Here is an 18668-nt window from a genome sequence, read left to right on the forward strand (position 1 = left end):
TGCATGGTAGAGCGGGATCATGACAGGTTCGACCACGCTGATGCGCGCCGAGATGCTGGAGGCACCCCTGCGCGTTCGCGAGCAGCTGACCCGCAACGCCGACCTCGTGCGCGCGGCGGGCGAGCGGTTGCGCGCGCTCGGCCCGCCCTTCGCCGCGACTCTGGCGCGCGGCAGTTCGGATCAGGCCGCCGCCTTCGCGAAGGTGCTGCTGGAGACGCGCGCGGGCGTGCCGGTGCTCAGCCACTCGCCCTCGATCGGCTCGCTCTACCACGCCACCTCGCCGAGGTTCGCAGGCGTGCCGCTGATCGCGATCTCGCAATCGGGGAAGAGCCCCGACCTGATCGCCGCGGCGCAGGACGCGCAGGCGCAGGGCGCTGTCGTGGTCGCGATCGTCAACGACGCCGCCTCCCCGCTCGCCACGCTCGCCGACATCGCGATCCCCGTCCACGCCGGCGCGGAACGCAGCGTCGCCGCGACCAAGTCGCTGATCGCGACGCTGGTGGCGCTGGTCCATCTGGCCGCGGAATGGAGCGGCGACGCGGGCCTCCGGGCCGCGCTCGCCACCGTCGCCGACCGGCTCGACACCGCGGCGGCGCAGGACTGGGGCGCGGCGATCCCGCTGCTGACCGGGGCCGCCTCGCTGCTGGTGCTCGGGCGCGGGCCGACGCTGCCGATCGCGGGCGAGGCGGCGCTCAAGCTCAAGGAAACCTCCGGCCTCCATGCCGAGGCGTTCAGCGTGGCGGAGGTCGCGCACGGGCCGATGACGCTGATCGGCGCCGGCGATCCGGTGCTGGTCTTCGCCCCCGCCGATGCCGCGCGCGCCGGGGTGGCGGAGCGCATCGCCGACTTCGCCGCGCGCGGGGCTCGGGTGATCGCGACCGGCCCGGCGGATGCGGTCGGCGGCGCGACGCTCGTCCTCCCCGCGGCAGGTGAGGCGGACGACCCCGTCGTCGCGGCGATCGCGGAATTGCAGGCGTTCTACGGCCTTGCCGAACATCTCGCCCGCGCGCGGGGCCGCGACCCCGACCAGCCCCCGCATCTCGCCAAGGTCACGAGGACGCTGTGATGCGCAGCCCCACGCTTTTTGTGCTCCGGCGAACGCCGGAGCCCAGGGTTGCTGATCCCAGCCGCCGTGGCTCTGCTGAACCCTGGGCTCCTGCCTTCGCAGGCGCACGGCATCGCTCCGGGAGGAAAGGGCGATGAAGGCCCTAACCGGCGCGCGCATCGTCCTCCCCGATGGCGTCGCGGAAGGGCATGCGCTGCTGATCGACGGCGCGCGCATCCGCGACATCGTCCCCGACGCCGCGATCCGCACCGGCATCGGGCGCGTCGACCTCGGCGGCGGCTGGCTCCTCCCCGGGTTCATCGATACGCAGGTCAACGGCGGCGGCGACGTGCTGTTCAACGACGCGCCCACCGTCGAGGGCATCCGCGCCATCGCCGCCGCGCACCGCTGTTACGGCACCACCGGCCTGCTCCCCACGCTCATCAGCGACCGCCCCGCGGTGGTCGATGCCGCCATCGCCGCGGGCGAGGCCGCGCTCGCCGCGCAGGTGCCCGGCGTGCTGGGACTCCATATCGAGGGGCCGCACCTCAACCCCGCGAAGAAGGGCATCCACGACGCCGGCGTCTTCACGGCGATCGACGATGCCGTGATCGCCCGATTGACCGCCCCCACCGCGGGCGTCCGCCTCGTCACGATCGCGCCCGAGCTGACCGACGATGCCGCGATCCGCGCGCTGGCCGCCGCGCGCGTGATCGTCGCCGCCGCGCACAGCATGGCCGACTACGACCGCACTCGCGCCGCCATCCGCGCCGGGCTGGCGGGGTTCACCCACCTGTTCAACGCGATGACCGGCCTCGCCAGCCGCGCGCCGGGCATGGTCGGCGCCGCGCTGGAGGATCGCGGCACGCACTTCGGCCTGATCGTCGACGGCGTCCACGTCCACCCCGCCACCTGCCGCGTCGCGCTGGCGGCGCGGGGTGCGGACGGCGTGATGCTGGTCACCGATGCCATGCCCCCGGTCGGCGGCAGCGCGGGCGGGTTTACGCTCATGGGGCAGGCGATCCGCGTCGTCGACGGCACCTGCCGCGGCCCCGACGGCACGCTCGCCGGCTCCGCGCTCAGCATGGCGCAGGCGGTGCGCAATGCGATCGACCTGATGGACTGCTCGATCGTGGAGGCATCGCGGCTGGCCAGCGGCAACCCTGCCGCCTTCCTGCGCATGGCCGACGTACGCGGCGCGATCCGCCCCGGACTGATGGCGGACCTGGTCCACTGGAACGACGAGCGCCGCGTCACCGCCACCTGGATCGCGGGCGAGCGATCGGACGCGGGGGAGTAGCGCCGATCTCGTCATGACGGACGGTTCCGTTTCGTCGTCGCAGCCCCTAAGGCGCTGACATGCTGCGCAGGATCCTCGCCGTCTTCGAACCCTTCGTCCTGATGCTGCTCGCCACCGTGGCGATCGCGTCGGTGCTGCCGCCGGTCGGCGCGGCGGCGACGGGGTTCGGCTGGGCGGCGGATGCGGGGATCGTGCTGCTGTTCTTCCTCCACGGCGCGAAGCTGTCGCGCGCGGCGATCGTCGACGGCCTGCGCAACGTCCGCCTCCACGCCGCGGTGTTCGCCACCACCTTCGTGCTGTTTCCGCTGCTGGGGCTGGGCATGACGGCGCTGCCGCTGCTCGATCCGCTGCTGGCGGCAGGCGTGCTGTTCCTGACGCTGCTGCCGTCGACCGTCCAGTCGTCGATCGCCTTCACCTCGATCGCGCGCGGCAATGTCGCCGCGGCGGTGTGCAGCGCCAGCTTCTCCAACCTCGCCGGGATCGTCGTCACCCCGCTGCTGGTCACCTTGCTGATGAAGGGCGCCGGCCAGGCGCACGTCTCGCTCGCGCAGGCGGAGGGGATCGTGCTCCAGCTGCTCGCCCCGTTCGTCGTCGGCCATTTGTCGCGCCGCTGGACCGCGCCGTGGATCGCGCGGCGCAAGTCGCTGGTGACGACGGTCGACCGCGGGTCGATCCTGCTCGTCGTCTATACCGCGTTCGGCGCGGCGGTGGCGGACGGGCTGTGGCACCGCGTGTCGGGCGCCGATCTCGCGGTACTGCTCGCGATCGGCGGCGTGCTGCTCGCGGTCGTGCTGGCGGCGACCTGGTATGCGGCGAAGGCGCTGAAGCTGCCGCGCGCCGATGCGATCGTGCTGCTGTTCTGCGGGTCGAAGAAGAGCCTGGCCTCCGGCGTGCCGATCGCCGGGGTACTGTTCCCCGCGGCGCAGGTCGGCATGGTCATCCTGCCGGTGATGCTGTTCCACCAGATCCAGCTGATCGCCTGCGCGGTGATCGCGCGGCGGCTGGGGGAGGCCGCACCGTCACCCCGGCCTTGAGCGGGGCTTTTGCAAAAACAGGGCAACGGCATCGAATCCACGCCGTGCTCCTGCGCAGGCAGGAGTCCGGGGCCAGGCAGAACAACGCCTTATGGGACCTGTAACGCTGGGCTCCTGCCTGCGCAGGAGCACGGCGTAGCCTTTTGCAAAGGTCTTGCATCGAGCCGGGGCCCCGCTTCTGCAAACGGCGGGAAGGAGGAAAAGCGGGACCCCGGGTCAAGCCCGGGGTGACGGGAAGGCCGCCTTCTTCTGCGCACGGAAGCGGTGCAGCAGCGGCTCGGTATAGCCGCTCGGCTGCGTCTCTCCCTCGAACACCAGCGCGCGCGCCGCCTGGAACGCCAGGCTGTCCGCCTCGCGCCCCGCCATCGGCTCGTACAGCGCGTCGCCCGCATTCTGCGCGTCGACCTTCGCCGCCATCCGCCGGAGTGCCGCATCCGCCTCGTCCGCGGTGGCGACGCCGTGCCGCAGCCAGTTCGCCATGTGCTGGCTGGAGATGCGCAGCGTCGCGCGGTCCTCCATCAGCCCGACGTCGTGGATGTCGGGCACCTTGGAACAGCCCACCCCCTGATCGACCCAGCGCACGACATAGCCCAGGATACCCTGCGCATTGTTGTCCAGTTCCTCGCGCACCTCGTCCGGTTGCCAGTTGCGCCCGATCGCGACCGGCACGTCGAGCAGCGCGTCGAGCCCGGTGACGCCCTCCGCCCGCCGCGCCTCGCGCCGTGCGAAGACGTCGACGTCGTGATAATGCGTCGCGTGCAGCGTCGCCGCGGTGGGCGACGGCACCCAGGCGGTGTTCGCGCCGGTCATCGGATGCGCGACCTTCTGCTCCAGCATGTCGGCCATGCGGTCGGGTGCGGCCCACATCCCCTTGCCGATCTGCGCCTTGCCCGACAGCCCGCAAGCGAGCCCGATCTGGACGTTGCGATCCTCATACGCCTTGATCCAGCCGGCGTTCTTCATCTCGCCCTTGCGGATCATGGGGCCGGCGCGCATCGACGTGTGCATCTCGTCCCCGGTGCGATCCAGGAAGCCGGTGTTGATGAAGACGATACGGTCCCTCACCGCATGGATGCATGCCGCCAGATTGGCGGAGGTGCGCCGCTCCTCGTCCATCACCCCCACCTTGATCGTGTGCCGTGCGAGGCCCAGCAGATCCTCGACCGCATCGAACAGCCGGTCGGTGAACGCGACTTCCTCCGGCCCGTGCATCTTGGGCTTCACGATATAGATCGAGCCCGCGCGGCTGTTGGTGCCCTTATCATGCATCGCGATGAGGCTGGTGACGATCGCGTCCAATATCCCCTCGGGCGCCTCGCTGCCGTCCGCCAGCAGCACCGCGGGCGTCGTCATCAGATGGCCGACGTTGCGCACGAACATCAGGCTGCGCCCCGGCAGCGTAAAGTTGCTGCCGTCGGGCGCGACATAGTCGCGGTCCGCGTTCAGCCGCCGCGTCATCGTCGCGCCGTTCTTCTCGAACGTCTCGGTCAGGTCGCCCTTCATCAGCCCCAGCCAGTTGGCATAGGCCGCGACCTTGTCCGCCGCATCGACCGCGGCGATCGAATCCTCCAGGTCCGCGATCGTCGTCAGCGCGGATTCGAGCACCACGTCCGCCAGTCCGGCGGGATCGTCGCGCCCGATCGGATGGTGGCGGTCGATCACGAGCTCGATATGCAGCCCGTTGTGGCGCAGCAGCAGGTTGTCGCCCGCGCGCCCGACCAGCTGTGCGGGGTCGGCGAGCGTCGGCTCGCCCCCCTGCCAGTCGCGCCAGCTTCCCTGCGCCAGCGGCACGCTGCGATCCAGGAACGACTTGGCCCAGGCGATCACCTGCGCGCCGCGGGTCGCGTCATACCCCTTCCCCGCCGGCGCGCCCGGCAGGGCATCGGTGCCGTACAGCGCGTCGTACAGGCTGCCCCAGCGCGCGTTGGCGGCGTTGAGCAGGAAGCGCGCGTTGAGGATCGGCACCACCAGCTGCGGCCCGGCGGAGGTCGCGATCTCCGCATCCACGTTCTGCGATCCGATCGCGAACGGCGCGGGTTCCTCGACCAGATAGCCGATCTCGCGCAGGAACGCCTGATAGTCGCGCTGGTCGATCGGCTTGCCCGCACGATCGTCGTGCCAGACGTCGATCTTCGCCTGCAATGCGTCGCGCACCGCCAGCAGCCGCGCATTCTCCGGCGCGAAGGTCGAGAAGATATTCGCCGTGCCGTGCCAGAATGCCGCCGCGTCGATCCCGGTCCCCGGCAGCGCACGCTCCTCGACGAACGCCGCCAATGCCGCCGCGACCTTCAGCCCTGCGCGATCCTCGTACCGCTCCGCCACGTCATCTCTCCGTCGTCAGCCGTCATTGCTCCGCCACGCTTGCAATGACGAATCGGCGCAAACCTAGACGCCTCGAATTCACTTCGGTAGCAGCGAAGATCGCCAAACACCTTTTCCCCAGAGGAACGAATGAACCCCGATTACGCGCTGTTCGCGCAGGTGGTGGAGGCCGGCAGCCTCAGCGCGGCGGCGCGCGCGCTCGCCATCTCCCCCGCGATGGTGTCGAAGCGGCTGGCGCGGCTGGAGGCGCGGCTGGGCGTGCGGCTGGTCCACCGCACCACCCGCCGCCTGTCGCTGACGGACGCGGGCGAGGCGTTCCACGCCGACCTCGCCGTCATCCTGCAATCGCTGCGCGAGGCGGAACACCGCGTCATGGGCACCAGCGCGCATCCGGCCGGGCGGCTGCGCGTGTCCGCCCCGACCTCGTTCGGGCGGCTCCACCTCACCCCGCACCTCCACGCCTTCCTCGCGGCGCATCCCCGCATCACCGTCGAGCTCGACCTGAGCGACGCCTATGTCGATCTGATCGCGCAGCGGATCGACGTCGCGATCCGCATCGCCGCCGACGTCCCCACCAGCCTCGCCGCGCACCGGCTGGGGCGCAACCGCCGTATCCTGTGTGCCAGCCCCCGCTACCTGACGCAGTCGGGAACGCCGGCCACACCCGCCGCGCTGCCCGCCCACCGCCTGCTCGCCGCGGACGGGCAATGGCCGTGGCGACTGGTCGGCCCGGACGGTCAACGCCGCGCGGTCGACGGTATCAGCCACGTCCGCACCAATTCCAGCGAAGTCGTCCGCGAGCTGGCGCTGACCGGCGTCGGCATCGCGCTGCGCTCGCTGTGGGATGTCGGCGAGGCGCTGTCGAACGGCACGCTGGTGCGCGTGCTGCCGGACTGGGAGGGGCCGGACGACCTCGCCATCTGGGCCGTCCACCCGCGCGCCGCCGCGATCCCCCCGGCGGTGACCGCGTTCGTCGCCTTCCTGACCGAGACGATCGACCCGGAGGCGTGGGAACAGCCATAGCCCTGATCGCCGCCATGATAGTATCCATTGACACCACCTCCCTCCCGCGCCACATTCGTCTCATCTGTTACCATCTTCGACGAAGGCGCGCTTCATGGACCATATGGACGTCAACCCGATGGGCCTCGACGGATTCGAGTTCTGCGAATTCACCTCGCCCGATCCCGATCGCATGGCCGCACAGCTGGAGCAGTTCGGCTTCGTCGCCGCCTCGCGCCATCCGACCCGCGACGTCGTCCGCTACAAGCAGGGACGCATCAACCTCCTGCTGAACCGCATGACCGCGGGGCAGGCGGCGGAATTCCGCGCCGCGCACGGCCCGTCCGCCAACGGCATGGCCTTCCGCGTGCAGGACGCGCGCGCCGCCTACGAGGCGGCGCTCGCCCGTGGCGCCAAGGCGGCGGACCCGGCGCAGAGCGCGCTGGGCGACGGCGCCTATGTCCTCCAGGGGATCGGCGGCTCGCTGCTGTATCTGGTCGATCGCCATGGCGCCGCCGGCACGATCTACGACGATTGGGATCAGGTGGAGGGCGCGGCCGAGGCGGAGGCCGCGAACAACGTCGGGCTCGACCTGCTCGACCACCTGACCCACAACGTCAACCGCGGCCAGATGCGCGTCTGGGCGGAATTCTACGGCCAGATCTTCGGCTTCGAGGAGCAGAAGTATTTCGACATCAAGGGCAAGGCCACGGGTCTGTTCAGCCAGGCGATGATCGCCCCCGACCGCGCGATCCGCATCCCGCTCAACGAAAGCCAGGACGACAAGAGCCAGATCGAGGAATTCATCCGCGAGTATAACGGCGAGGGCATCCAGCACCTCGCGCTTACTACCGACGACATCTACGAGACGGTGGAGAAGCTGCGCGCGCGCGGCGTCCGGTTGCAGGATACGATCGAGACCTATTACGAGCTGGTCGACAAGCGCGTCCCGGGCCATGGCGAGGATCTGGAGCGGCTGCGCCGGAACCGCATCCTGATCGACGGCAACGTGGAGGAGGAGGGCATCCTGCTCCAGATCTTCACCGAGAACATGTTCGGGCCGATCTTCTTCGAGATCATCCAGCGCAAGGGCAACGAGGGCTTCGGCAACGGCAATTTCCAGGCGCTGTACGAAAGCATCGAGCTGGACCAGATCCGGCGCGGCGTGGTGACGGTCGACGCATAAGCGTCGACCTCACGCCGCGCGCAGGCGCGGCCCGCGCCCGGCCGGCACGGCAAGGCCGGCCCACAGGGCCCGGCTTCGCCGGGTCCGACGGGCCGGCGGGTGGATGAGCGGGACCGCGGCCCACACGTCACCCCGGGGCTTGACCCGGGGTCCCGCTTCTTTTCCACCGGCGCGAGAAGAAGCGGGACCCCGGATCAAGTCCGGGGTGACGCAGATGCCACCCACCCCGTCATTCCCGCGAAGGCGCGAATCCAGATACGTTGCCGCCACGAACCCATCGACGCCCAGCGCTTCTGGATCCCCGCCTCCGCGGGGATGACGTAAGATAGCGAGACGGAGAGGAGACACCGATGACCTACCACCCCGGCTTCGCCAACCACGTCGCGACCGAAGCCGTCGCGAACGCGCTCCCGATCGGTCGCAACTCTCCCCAGCGCGCGCCCTTCGGCCTCTATGCCGAACAGCTCTCCGGCACCGCCTTCACCGCGCCGCGGCACGAAAACCGGCGCAGCTGGCTCTACCGCCTGCGCCCCACCGCGCAGCATCCGCCGTTCGTCCGCTACGACGGGGCGCCGCACCTGAAATCCGCTCCGTTCGACGAGCTGCCCCCCAGCCCCAACCGGCTGCGCTGGGACCCGCTTGCGCTCCCCGCCACGCCGACCGACTGGGTCGACGGCCTGGTCAGCTACGGCGGGACCGGCAGCGTCGCGGAGCAGACCGGGGTCGGCATCCACCTCTACGCCGCGACCGCCGACATGGAGCGCGCCTTCTTCTCCGCCGATGGCGAGCTGCTGATCGTGCCGCAGCAGGGCCGGCTCGCGATCGATACGGAACTGGGACGGATGGACGTCGCCCCGCTCCAGATCGCGCTGATCCCGCGCGGGGTGCGCTTCCGCGTCCGGCTGCCCGACGGTGCGGCGCGCGGCTATGTCTGCGAGAATTACGGGAGCCTGTTCCGCCTCCCCGACCTCGGCCCGATCGGCGCCAACGGCCTCGCCAATCCGCGCGATTTCGAGACGCCGGCGGCCTGGTTCGAGGATGTCGACGCCCCCTTCACCGTCATCCAGAAGTTTCAGGGCGCGCTCTGGTCGACGCGGCTCGACCATTCGCCGTTCGACGTCGTCGCCTGGCACGGCAATCTCGCCCCGTGCCGCTACGATCTGACGCGGTTCAACACCGTCAACACCGTCAGTTTCGATCATCCCGACCCGTCGATCTTCACGGTGCTCACCTCGCCCAGCGACACGCCGGGCACCGCCAATTGCGATTTCGTGATCTTCCCGCCGCGCTGGATGGTGGCGGAGGACACGTTCCGCCCGCCCTGGTTCCACCGCAACGTGATGAGCGAGTTCATGGGGCTCATCACCGGCGCCTATGATGCCAAGGAAGGCGGCGGCTTCGCCCCCGGCGGCGCGTCGCTCCACAATCAGATGAACGGTCACGGCCCCGACCAGGCGACGCACGAAAAGGCCTCGACCGCCGAGCTTCGGCCGGTGAAGATCGCCGACACGATGGCCTTCATGTTCGAAACCCGCCACGTCGTCCGCCCGACCCGCTGGGCGATGGAGACGCCGGCCATGCAGCTCGACTATGACGACGTCTGGTCGGGCTTCGCCAAGGCGCAGTTGCCGTGATCCTGCACGGCTATTGGCGCTCCAGCGCGGCGTACCGCGTCCGCATCGCGCTCGCGCTGAAGGGCGTCGCCTACGACCAGGCCACCCACGACCTGCGCCGCGGCGAGCAGCGCGCGCTGGGCGGCCTCAACCCACAGCCGCTGGTACCCGCGCTGGAAACCCACGACGGCGTGCTGACGCAAAGCCCCGCGATCCTCGAATGGGTCGAGGAGACGTTTCCCGAGCCGCCGCTGCTGCCCTCCCGCGCTGCCGACCGCGCCGTCGTCCGCGCGATGGCGGCGATCGTCGCGTGCGACATCCACCCGGTCAACAACCTGCGCGTGCTGAACGCGCTGCGCACCGACCTGTCCGCGGACGAGGCGATCGTGCAGCGCTGGATCGCGCGCTGGATCGCGGACGGCTTCACCGCGCTGGAGGTGCTGATCGCGCGCCACGGGCGCGGCTTCGCGTTCGGCGACGCACCGACGCTGGCCGACTGCCATCTGGTGCCGCAGGTCTATGGCGCGGAGCGTTTCGCGGTCGACCTCACCCCCTATCCCGCCTTGCGGGCGGCGGCGGAAAACGCCCGCGCGCTCCCCGCCTTCGCCGCCGCGCACCCCGCGGTACAGCCCGATGCGGATGCGTGATCGCCAACTACCCCACCGTCACCCCGGACTTGTTCCGGGGTTCAGGGTTCCGCGCGCCTCACGCCCGCTGATGACGCGGAACCCTGGATGCCGGGACGAGCCCGGCATGACGGTGCGCACATGACCGACCGCCTCACCACCACCCCCGCCGGCGTCAAACTCGGCCCGCTCGACCTCATCCCCGACAACACCGCACGCAATTTCGTGCTCCAGATGCGCGCCGGGCGCTTCCACGGCTTCGTCGTGCGCCGCGGCGACGCGGTGTTCGGCTATGTCGACCGCTGCCCGCACATGGGGCTGCCGCTGGCGCAGAAGCTCGACGAATATCTCAGCCCCGATGCGTCCGTCATCGCGTGCAGCTGGCATTCCGCGCTGTTCCGTATCGAGGACGGCGCGTGCGTCGGCGGGCCCTGCGCGGGGCAGCGGCTGACGCCGTGGCCGGTCGCGGTGGTCGACGGGATGCTGACGACGGGCGTATAGCCGCGCGCATGGACCTCCTCGCCCAGCTGCGCGGCATCGTCGGGCGCCGTCATGTCCTGACCGGCGCGCGCACCCGGCGCTTCGCCACCGGCTATCGCTACGGCGCGGGCGAGGTGCTGGCGGTGGTGCGCCCCGGCACGCTGGTGGAGCAATGGCGCGCGCTCGCCGCCTGCGTCGCCGCCGACGTCATCGTCATCGCGCAGGCCGCCAACACCGGCCTGACCGGCGGCTCGACGCCGGACGGCGCCTACGACCGCCCGGTCGTGCTCATGAGCGTGACGCGGATCGCCGGCATCCATCCGATCGACGGCGGGCGGCAGGTGGTGTGCCTGCCCGGCGCCACGCTCGACCGGCTGGAGCAGCTGCTCGCGCCGCTGGGACGCGAGCCGCACTCCGTCATCGGATCGTCGTGCATCGGCGCGTCGGTCATCGGCGGCGTGTGCAACAATTCGGGCGGCGCGCTGGTCCGCCGCGGCCCCGCCTATACCGAACTGGCACTCTATGCGCAGGTGACCGCGGACGGCCGCCTGACGCTGGTCAACCACCTCGGCATCCCGCTCGGCGACGATCCGGAATCGATCCTGACCCGTGCCGAGCGCGGCGGGTTCGCCCCCGCCCCTACCGATGCGCGCGCCTCCGACGACCGTTACGCCGCGCACGTCCGCGCCACCGACGCCGACACGCCCGCGCGCTTCAACGCCGATCCCGCGCGCCTGTTCGAGGCATCGGGCAGCGCGGGCAAGGTCATGCTCTTCGCGGTCCGTCTCGATACCTTCCCACGCGATCGCGAGACCGCGACCTTCTACATCGGCACCAACGACCCTGCCGAGTTCACCGCGCTGCGCCGCGCGATGCTCGCCCCCGACATGCCGCTTCCGATCTCGGGCGAATATGTCCATCGCACCGCGTTCGACATCGCCGACAGCTACGGCAAGGACACGTTCCTCGCGATCCGCACGCTCGGCACCGCGCGCCTGCCCGCGCTGTTCGCGTTACGCGGCTGGTTCGACCGCGTCACGCGCCGCCCGCATCTCGGCGATCGCCTGCTCCAGCGCCTCGCCGATCGCCTGCCCGACCACCTCCCGCCGCGGATGCGCGCGTATCGCGACCGTTTCGCGCATCATCTGATCCTGAAGGTCGCCGACGACGGCATCGCCCCCACCCGCGCCTGGCTCGCGGCGCACATGCCGGACGCGCATGTCGAATGTACCGCGCATGAGGCGCAGGCCGCCTTCCTCCACCGCTTCGCCGTGGCCGGCGCCGCGGTCCGCTACCGCGCGGTCCATGGCGGCGAGGTCGTCGCGCTCGACTTCGCGCTGCGGCGCAACGACGCCGACTGGTCGCGCGACCTGACCGGCGACGCCGCGCCCGCGGTTCGCCACGCGCTGCGCTACGGCCATTTCTTCTGCCACGTCTTCCACCACGATTATGTCGTCCACGCCGATGCGGATGCCGCCGCGGTCGAACACACGATCCACGCCGCGCTCGACGCCTGCGGCGCGGAATATCCGGCCGAGCACAATGTCGGCCACCTCTATGCCGCCAAGCCCGCGCTGGCGGACCATTACCGCGCGCTCGACCCGTGCAACGCGTTCAACCCCGGCATCGGCCACACCCCACGCACGAAGGGTTGGCGCAGAGGGTGATCCATCAAAACTGAAGCACTTCCCCGGCGAAGGCCGGGGCCCAGTTGGGAAGGCTTCGGTGAGGAAGCGAGCGCTCGATCACCAGCGCTGGACAACTGGACCCCGGCCTTCGCCGGGGAGGCGGTTGTGGCCGGTTCAAGCCGCGTGGATCAGACTCTCGAGGTTCACCGCACCGGATACCCGCTCCAGCGCTTGATCGGCCGGATCGCGAAATACGTCCGCATCGCCGCCACCTCGGGCAGCTGCGACAGGCAGTTGCGGTGGATGTCGTCGAAATGCTTCAGGTCGCGCGCCGCGACGCGCAGCACATAGTCCGCGTGCCCCGCCATCAGGTCGCATTCCAGTATCTCGTCATAGCGCATTACCGCCGCCTCGAACCGCTCCAGCACGTCGCGGTTCTGGCTGGTCAGCGAAATCTCGACCAGCGCCTGGAGGTCCAGTCCGATCCGCACGGGATCGAGCCGCGCATGATAGCCCTCGATCACCCCCGCCGCCTCCAGCGCCTTGATCCGTCGCTGGCAGCTCGACGCGGACAGCCCCGCATCCGCCGCCAGCTCCGCGATCGACCGGCTGGAGTCGCGTTGCAGCAGCGCCAGCAGCGCAGCATCGGCCCGGTCGAACGAATTTCCCATCGATTGACCTGATAGCGGGTCGATCACCCACTTCAAGCCATGCGCCGCGCATCTTTGCGCACTTTCGCCACGCGGACGCGGCTATATCCGCGCCACCACAGGGGCAGGAGCAATTAGGCATGATCGTAGGCACGGTACGCGAGATCAAGACGCACGAATATCGCGTCGGCCTGACGCCGGAGAGCGCGCGCGAGCTGGTCGCGCACGGTCACGAGGTGCTGGTCGAAAGCGGCGCGGGCGTCGGCATCGGCTCCAGCGACGAGGATTATGCCGCGGCGGGCGCGACGCTCCTGCCCGACGCCAAGGCCGTCTTCGACGCCGCCGAGATGATCGTGAAGGTCAAGGAGCCGCAGCCGGTCGAGCGCGCGATGCTGCGCCCCGGGCAGATCCTGTTCACCTACCTGCACCTCGCGCCCGATCCCGAGCAGGCGAAGGACCTGATCGCGTCGGGCGCGACCTGCATCGCCTATGAGACGGTCACCGACCGTTCGGGCGCGCTGCCGCTGCTGAAGCCGATGAGCCAGGTCGCGGGCCGCATGTCGATCCAGGCGGGCGCCACCGCGCTGGAGAAGGCGAACGGCGGGCGCGGCGTGCTGCTGGGCGGCGTGCCCGGCGTGCGTCCGGGCAAGGTCGCGATCCTGGGCGGCGGCGTCGTCGGTTTCAACGCGGCGCAGATGGCGGCCGGGCTGGGCGCGGACGTCACCATCCTCGACCGCAGTCCCGAGGTGCTGGAGCGTCTGGCGATGCATTTCGAGGCGCGCGCCAAGACCCGCTTCGCCAATGCCGCCAATGTCGCGGAATGCGTCGCGGAGGCCGATCTGGTCATCGGTGCGGTGCTGGTGGCGGGCGCCGCCGCGCCGAAGCTGGTATCGGCGGCGATGCTCAAGACGATGCAGCGCGGCGCGGTGCTGGTCGATGTCGCGATCGACCAGGGCGGCTGTTTCGAGACGAGCCGCCCGACCACCCATGCCGAGCCGACCTATGTCGTCGACGACGTGGTCCATTATTGCGTCGCCAACATGCCGGGCGCGGTCGCGCGCACCAGCACCTATGCGCTCAACAACGTGACGCTGCCCCACGCGCTGCGCATCGCCGACCTGGGCTGGAGGGACGCGCTGCGCCGGGACCCGCACCTCGCCGCCGGGCTGAACGTGTGGGACGGCAAGATCACCTACCCCGCGGTCGCCGAGGAACTGGGCCTGCCCAGCGCCACACTGGACACCGCGCTGGCGTAAGCCGCGCCCTCGTCACCCCGGGCCTGACCCGGGGTCCCGCTTCTTCTTCCCACGTCGCGAAGAAAGCGGGACCCCGGCTCGGGCGAAACCTCTGTGAAGGTCGCGGATCGTTTGACAATTTCGCCGTTCCCCGGCGAAGGCCGGGGCCTTTGCAAAAGGCTACACCGTGCTCCTGCGCAGGCAGGAGCCCAGGGTTGCAAGTCCCATAAGGCGCTGATGGGCTGGGCCCTGGGCTCCTGCCTGCGCAGGAGCACGGCGTGCGCCCGGTGCTGTTGCGCCCGTTTCGCAGAGGTCTCGATCGGGTCCGGGGTGACGGATATTGCCGAAACGATTCGACCCGCATAGTCAGTCGCGATGACCGACACGCTCATCGCCTCCTCCCCCACCGACACCAGCGGCGCCGCGCGCCTGGCCCGCCGCATGGAGCGCGGCGCGCGCTTCCTGGGCGCCGACGTCGCGATCATGGCCGGCGCCATGTCCTGGGTGTCGGAGCGCAACCTGGTCGCCGCCATGTCCAACGCCGGCGGGTTCGGCGTGATCGCGTGCGGCGCGATGACGCCCGCGCTGCTGGATGCCGAGATCGCCGCGACCAGGGCGCTCACCGCGCGAGCCTTCGGCGTCAATCTCATCACCATGCATCCGCAGCTCGACGAGCTGATCGCGGTCTGCGCGCGCCATGAGGTCGGCCACGTCGTCCTCGCCGGCGGGCTGCCGCCCAAGGGCTCGCTGGAGGCGATCAAGGCGTCGGGCGCCAAGGTCGTCTGCTTCGCACCGACGCTGGCGCTGGCGAAGAAGCTGATCCGCTCCGGTGTCGACGCGCTGGTGATCGAGGGGATGGAGGCCGGCGGCCACATCGGCCCCGTCTCCACCAGCGTTCTGGCGCAGGAGATGCTGCCCGTCATCGCCGATGACGTGCCCGTCTTCGTCGCGGGCGGGATCGGCCGCGGCGAGGCGATCGCGGGCTATCTCGACATGGGCGCGGCCGGCGTCCAGCTCGGCACCCGCTTCGTCTGCGCGACCGAGTCGATCGCGCACCCCAATTTCAAGAAGGCGTTCATCCGCGCCAGCGCGCGCGACGCGGTAGCGAGCGTCCAGATCGACCCGCGCCTCCCCGTCATTCCCGTCCGCGCGCTCAAGAACGCCGGCGGCGAGCTCTTCACGGCCAAGCAGCGCGAGGTCGCGCAGTCGCTCGACGAGGGCAGCGTCGCGATGGCGGAGGCGCAGTTGCAGATCGAACATTACTGGGCCGGCGCGCTGCGCCGCGCGGTGATCGACGGCGATGTCGAGCATGGCAGCGTCATGGCGGGCCAGTCGGTCGGCATGGTGACGAAGGAAGAGCCGATCGCGGACATCATCGCCACGCTGATGGCGGAGGCCGCGCACGCGCTGGAGAAGAAGGCGGGGTAAGTCGGCCCTTAGAAAGCCCCTCCCCTTCAGGGGAGGGGTTGGGGTGGGGCTGTCACAGGCGCCGGTCTCGGCGAGGCTCGCCCCACCCCAAACCCCTCCCCTGAAGGGGAGGGGCTCTTCAGCTACCTACAACACCCACCGCCACACCCCCGCGGCCCATCCTGCCAGCGGCAGATGCGCCCAGGTCGCGACCAGCCACACCACCAATCCGCCCCCCAGCGCATGCCCGCCGAGGCCGCGCAGGCGCACCCCGCGCGCGAACGGCACGAAGCTCGTCCGCCGCTCCCACTCCGGCCAGAAACCGGGCTCCAGCCGCGCCTTCTTGCGGTCCTGCGCCGCCGCGCCCACCAGCGCCAGCACGACGATCGCACCCGCCAGCACCACGTTCGACGGCTCGGGATAGACCAGGATGTGGGCCGCGCCCCATAGCGCGAAGCCCCACATCATCGGGTGCCGCGTGATCGCGAACACGCCACGCGGCTCGGGCACCGGCCTCGCCCGCCCGGTCGGATCGGGCAACGCCGGGTTGCGCACCAGCGACCCCATGAACAGCACGCTCGCGACCAGCATCACGACGGTCGCCACCGCCCACAGCCCGTCGCCGACCGGCCACAGCGCGCGCCCCGGCGGCGCGGCGCGATAGGCGACGACCAGCCACCCCAGCGTCACCGCCGCGACCAGCGAATAGAGCCCCAGGAACCCGCGCTCCCCCACGCGCCTCACCAGCGCGCCTCGCAGGGGATGCGACAGGAGGAAGTGCGTCCCCACGAACGCGGTGGCCGCAAGCGCTACTTCCTCCATGGCATCCCCCTTTCCCGCTACGGGCGCCGCGTCTCCGTGGCGGTGTCGATGCCGGCGGCGGCCGGCTCGGCCAGTTCGCGCTCGCCCGCCATCGCATGGTCGGGGCTGTCGCGCAGCGTGTCGAGGTGCATCAGCCGCCGGATCAGCGGGCTGACCACCAGCACCGCCACCGCGATCCCCATCGCCCACCAGCCGACGGTGTTGTAGATCGCGAGCGTTCCCTCCTGCGTCATCGTGCCGCCCTCGCCGCCCCCGGTCGCCTCGCCGATCTTGCCGGCGACGAAATTGCCGACCGCGGTCATGTAGAACCATGCCCCCATGATGAGGCTGGCGAGATGCTGCGGCGCCAGCCGGTTCATCGCCGACAGCCCCACCGGCGACAGGCACAGCTCGCCGCTGGTCTGGAAGAAGTAGATCATGAAGACGAGGAAGACGGGCGTCGCCACGCCCGGCCCCATCATCCGCGCGCCCCAGACGAACAGCAGGAAGCTGAGCGCGATCTGCGCCAGCGCCAGCCCGAACTTGGCGGGCGCGGACGGCTCCCAGCCGCGCTTGCCCAGGAACACCCACAGCCCCGCGAACAGCGGCCCCAGCAGGACGATGTAGATCGGGTTGATCGACTGGAACAGCGACGCCGGCACCCCGCCGCGGTCGACGAAACGGTCGGTATAGAGGTTCAGCGATCCGCCCGCCTGCTCGAACAGTCCCCAGAACACCGGGTTCAGCGCGATCAGGAACAGGATCGCCAGCATCCGGTCGCGCGCGTGCGGCTCCAGCTTCAGGCTGGCGAACAGCACATAGCCCAGCAGCCCGACGCCGCACACGATCAGCAGCGTCTCCATCACGTCCTGATACTGGATCAGCGCCCAGATCACCGCGACCGACGCGACGCCGATACCGTAGATGCTCCACTCGCGCCCGCGCGCCAGCATCGCGGGCGGCTCGCCGCGGCCCATCAGCAGCGGACGCCCCAGGACGAAGACGATGAGGCCCAGCAGCATGCCGACCCCCGCCGCGCCGAAGCCGTACGCCCAGCCATAGGTTTCGCCCAGCCAGCCGGCCAGGATCGTCCCGATCGCCGCGCCCGTGTTGATGCCGATGTAGAAGATCGTATAGGCGCCGTCGCGGCGCACGTCGGTCAGCGGGTACAGCTGCCCCACGATCACCGACACGTTGGCCTTCAGAAAGCCGACGCCGACGATGATGAACGCCAGCGCCAGCCAGAACACGTTGATCGCGCCCGATGCCTGACCGCCGTCGCCCTCCACCGCCATCAGCGCATGGCCGATCGTCAGCAGCACCGCGCCGTACGTCACCGCCTTGCGCTGCCCCAGGTAGCGGTCCGCCAGATAGCCGCCCAGCAGCGGGGTGACATAGGTCAGCGCGGTATAGGCACCGTAGATCAGGTTGGATTTGCCGTCGTCGAACAGCCAGTGCTTGGTCAGGTAGAAAATGAGCAGCGCGCGCATGCCGTAATAGGAGAAGCGCTCCCACATCTCGACGAAGAACAGGACATACAGGCCTTTGGGATGACCCGCGAACTCGTCGCCCGGGCGCACCGCGGCGGCGATGCCGCCACCCAGCAGCAGCACCAGGAAGCCGAGCGCGATCGTCGGAATGATGGGCAAGGGAAGAACGCTCCTACATCGAGGCGAAAATGGTTGCGGCGGAGACTAGCGGCAAAGCCGGCGCTGTAAATACGCCGCGCGGGCCTCTATCTGAGACGCGATGTTCAACGATACCTCCTCCCCACTCTCGCTGCTCGCCTCGCGCCGCTCGGGCAAGCCGCGCGACCTGGTCGCCCCCGCCCCCGATCGGGCGCGATTGATCGAGATGATCCGGCTCGCCGGGCGCACTCCGGACCATGGCAAGCTCGCGCCGTGGCGCTTCGTGATCGTCCCCGACGATCGTCGCGATGCGCTCGCCGCGCTGCTGGTCGACGCCTATCGCGCCGAACGCCCCGAGGCCAAACGTGCCGAGCTGGACGCGATGGAGCAGTTCGCGCGCCAGGCGCCCGCACTGGTCGTGGCGCTGTTCTCCCCGCGCACCGGCAGCCATATTCCGATGTGGGAGCAGGAGCTGTCGGCGGGCGCGGCCTGCATGAACCTGCTCCACGCGGTCCATGCGCACGGTTTCGCCGGCGGCTGGCTCACCGGCTGGCCGGCGTTCTCCGATCGCGTCCGCGACGCCTTCGGTGCGGCCCCGGAGCGGATCGCGGGGTTCATGTTCATCGGCACGCCTGCGCGCGCGCTGGAAGAACGCCCGCGCCCCGACGAGGCGACGCTGTGGAGCGAGTGGGCGGGGTAGAAACGTCACCC

The 18668-nt window shown here is 70.3% G+C and carries 16 protein-coding genes; 12 read left to right on the forward strand and 4 right to left on the reverse strand.

Annotated features, from left to right (window positions below; genetic code table 11):
• Positions 1-19: 19 nt before the first annotated feature.
• From PGN23_RS17380 to PGN23_RS17390, 3 genes are all read left to right on the forward strand, one after another.
• Positions 20-1066 (forward strand): SIS domain-containing protein, encoded by a 1047-nt coding sequence (locus tag PGN23_RS17380; RefSeq protein ID WP_335304339.1) that lies wholly within the window; start codon positions 20-22, stop codon positions 1064-1066.
• A gap of 133 nt (positions 1067-1199) precedes the next feature.
• On the forward strand, positions 1200-2345 hold the full coding sequence (nagA, locus tag PGN23_RS17385) for an N-acetylglucosamine-6-phosphate deacetylase (RefSeq protein WP_335304341.1): 1146 nt from the start codon (positions 1200-1202) through the stop codon (positions 2343-2345).
• Positions 2346-2404: 59 nt separating this feature from the next.
• Entirely contained in the window at positions 2405-3379 is a 975-nt protein-coding gene (locus PGN23_RS17390) for a bile acid:sodium symporter family protein (RefSeq protein WP_335304342.1), read from the forward strand.
• A gap of 216 nt (positions 3380-3595) precedes the next feature.
• Here PGN23_RS17390 and PGN23_RS17395 read toward each other — a convergent pair whose 3' ends face one another.
• Positions 3596-5701: a malate synthase G gene (locus tag PGN23_RS17395; RefSeq protein WP_335304343.1), complete on the reverse strand. Its 2106-nt coding sequence runs from the start codon at positions 5699-5701 to the stop codon at positions 3596-3598.
• Between the two features lie 129 nt (positions 5702-5830).
• Between PGN23_RS17395 and PGN23_RS17400 the strand changes: the two genes are divergently transcribed.
• The 6 genes from PGN23_RS17400 to dld all read left to right on the forward strand — a co-directional run bounded on the left by PGN23_RS17400 (position 5831) and on the right by dld (position 12275).
• On the forward strand, positions 5831-6724 hold the full coding sequence (locus tag PGN23_RS17400) for a LysR family transcriptional regulator (protein WP_335304344.1): 894 nt from the start codon (positions 5831-5833) through the stop codon (positions 6722-6724).
• A gap of 94 nt (positions 6725-6818) precedes the next feature.
• Complete coding sequence (hppD, locus tag PGN23_RS17405) at positions 6819-7889, forward strand: 4-hydroxyphenylpyruvate dioxygenase (protein WP_335304345.1); 1071 nt, start codon at positions 6819-6821, stop codon at positions 7887-7889.
• Positions 7890-8239: 350 nt separating this feature from the next.
• A complete protein-coding gene (hmgA, locus tag PGN23_RS17410) occupies positions 8240-9523 on the forward strand; it encodes a homogentisate 1,2-dioxygenase (protein ID WP_335304347.1) in 1284 nt (427 codons plus the stop codon).
• The gene (maiA, locus tag PGN23_RS17415; protein ID WP_335304349.1) at positions 9520-10149 is read left to right on the forward strand and encodes a maleylacetoacetate isomerase; all 630 of its coding nucleotides are present in this window, start codon (positions 9520-9522) and stop codon (positions 10147-10149) included. Before hmgA ends, maiA begins: the two co-directional genes overlap by 4 nt.
• A 120-nt stretch (positions 10150-10269) precedes the next feature.
• Positions 10270-10629: a Rieske (2Fe-2S) protein gene (locus PGN23_RS17420; RefSeq protein WP_335304351.1), complete on the forward strand. Its 360-nt coding sequence runs from the start codon at positions 10270-10272 to the stop codon at positions 10627-10629.
• 8 nt (positions 10630-10637) lie between these two features.
• Positions 10638-12275, forward strand: coding sequence for a D-lactate dehydrogenase (dld, locus tag PGN23_RS17425; RefSeq protein ID WP_335304353.1), 1638 nt, complete (start codon positions 10638-10640; stop codon positions 12273-12275).
• A 164-nt stretch (positions 12276-12439) separates the two neighbouring features.
• Here dld and PGN23_RS17430 read toward each other — a convergent pair whose 3' ends face one another.
• On the reverse strand, positions 12440-12907 hold the full coding sequence (locus PGN23_RS17430) for an Lrp/AsnC family transcriptional regulator (RefSeq protein ID WP_335304355.1): 468 nt from the start codon (positions 12905-12907) through the stop codon (positions 12440-12442).
• 119 nt (positions 12908-13026) lie between these two features.
• Between PGN23_RS17430 and ald the strand changes: the two genes are divergently transcribed.
• Together ald and PGN23_RS17440 are read left to right on the forward strand one after the other, a co-directional pair.
• Positions 13027-14142: an alanine dehydrogenase gene (gene ald / locus PGN23_RS17435; protein ID WP_335304356.1), complete on the forward strand. Its 1116-nt coding sequence runs from the start codon at positions 13027-13029 to the stop codon at positions 14140-14142.
• 354 nt (positions 14143-14496) lie between these two features.
• Positions 14497-15549, forward strand: a complete 1053-nt coding sequence (locus tag PGN23_RS17440) for an NAD(P)H-dependent flavin oxidoreductase (RefSeq protein ID WP_335304358.1) — start codon at positions 14497-14499, stop codon at positions 15547-15549.
• Between the two features lie 126 nt (positions 15550-15675).
• Here the strand turns inward: PGN23_RS17440 and PGN23_RS17445 are convergent, their stop codons facing one another.
• Positions 15676-16350 carry an NnrU family protein gene (locus tag PGN23_RS17445; protein ID WP_335304360.1) on the reverse strand — a complete coding sequence of 225 codons (675 nt, stop codon included), beginning with the start codon at positions 16348-16350 and terminating at the stop codon, positions 15676-15678.
• A 17-nt stretch (positions 16351-16367) separates the two neighbouring features.
• Positions 16368-17978: a peptide MFS transporter gene (locus PGN23_RS17450; protein ID WP_443019802.1), complete on the reverse strand. Its 1611-nt coding sequence runs from the start codon at positions 17976-17978 to the stop codon at positions 16368-16370.
• Between the two features lie 100 nt (positions 17979-18078).
• Here PGN23_RS17450 and PGN23_RS17455 point away from each other — a divergent pair, with 100 nt between their 5' ends.
• Complete coding sequence (locus PGN23_RS17455; RefSeq protein WP_335304361.1) at positions 18079-18657, forward strand: nitroreductase family protein; 579 nt, start codon at positions 18079-18081, stop codon at positions 18655-18657.
• Positions 18658-18668: the final 11 nt, after the last annotated feature.

This window comes from Sphingomonas adhaesiva, assembly GCF_036946125.1.
Taxonomy (GTDB): domain Bacteria; phylum Pseudomonadota; class Alphaproteobacteria; order Sphingomonadales; family Sphingomonadaceae; genus Sphingomonas; species Sphingomonas adhaesiva_A.

Excerpts from the sequence above, each read along its gene's own strand:
- PGN23_RS17400 (WP_335304344.1), top strand. The coding sequence starts at position 5,831 with ATGAACCCCGATTACGCGCTGTTCGCGCAGGTGGTGGAGGCCGGCAGC.
- PGN23_RS17445 (WP_335304360.1), bottom strand. The coding sequence starts at position 16,350 with ATGGAGGAAGTAGCGCTTGCGGCCACCGCGTTCGTGGGGACGCACTTC.
- ald (WP_335304356.1), top strand. The coding sequence starts at position 13,027 with ATGATCGTAGGCACGGTACGCGAGATCAAGACGCACGAATATCGCGTC.
- PGN23_RS17455 (WP_335304361.1), top strand. The coding sequence starts at position 18,079 with ATGTTCAACGATACCTCCTCCCCACTCTCGCTGCTCGCCTCGCGCCGC.
- hppD (WP_335304345.1), top strand. The coding sequence starts at position 6,819 with ATGGACCATATGGACGTCAACCCGATGGGCCTCGACGGATTCGAGTTC.
- hmgA (WP_335304347.1), top strand. The coding sequence starts at position 8,240 with ATGACCTACCACCCCGGCTTCGCCAACCACGTCGCGACCGAAGCCGTC.
- dld (WP_335304353.1), top strand. The coding sequence starts at position 10,638 with ATGGACCTCCTCGCCCAGCTGCGCGGCATCGTCGGGCGCCGTCATGTC.
- PGN23_RS17420 (WP_335304351.1), top strand. The coding sequence starts at position 10,270 with ATGACCGACCGCCTCACCACCACCCCCGCCGGCGTCAAACTCGGCCCG.
- PGN23_RS17440 (WP_335304358.1), top strand. The coding sequence starts at position 14,497 with ATGACCGACACGCTCATCGCCTCCTCCCCCACCGACACCAGCGGCGCC.
- nagA (WP_335304341.1), top strand. The coding sequence starts at position 1,200 with ATGAAGGCCCTAACCGGCGCGCGCATCGTCCTCCCCGATGGCGTCGCG.
- PGN23_RS17430 (WP_335304355.1), bottom strand. The coding sequence starts at position 12,907 with ATGGGAAATTCGTTCGACCGGGCCGATGCTGCGCTGCTGGCGCTGCTG.
- PGN23_RS17390 (WP_335304342.1), top strand. The coding sequence starts at position 2,405 with ATGCTGCGCAGGATCCTCGCCGTCTTCGAACCCTTCGTCCTGATGCTG.
- PGN23_RS17380 (WP_335304339.1), top strand. The coding sequence starts at position 20 with ATGACAGGTTCGACCACGCTGATGCGCGCCGAGATGCTGGAGGCACCC.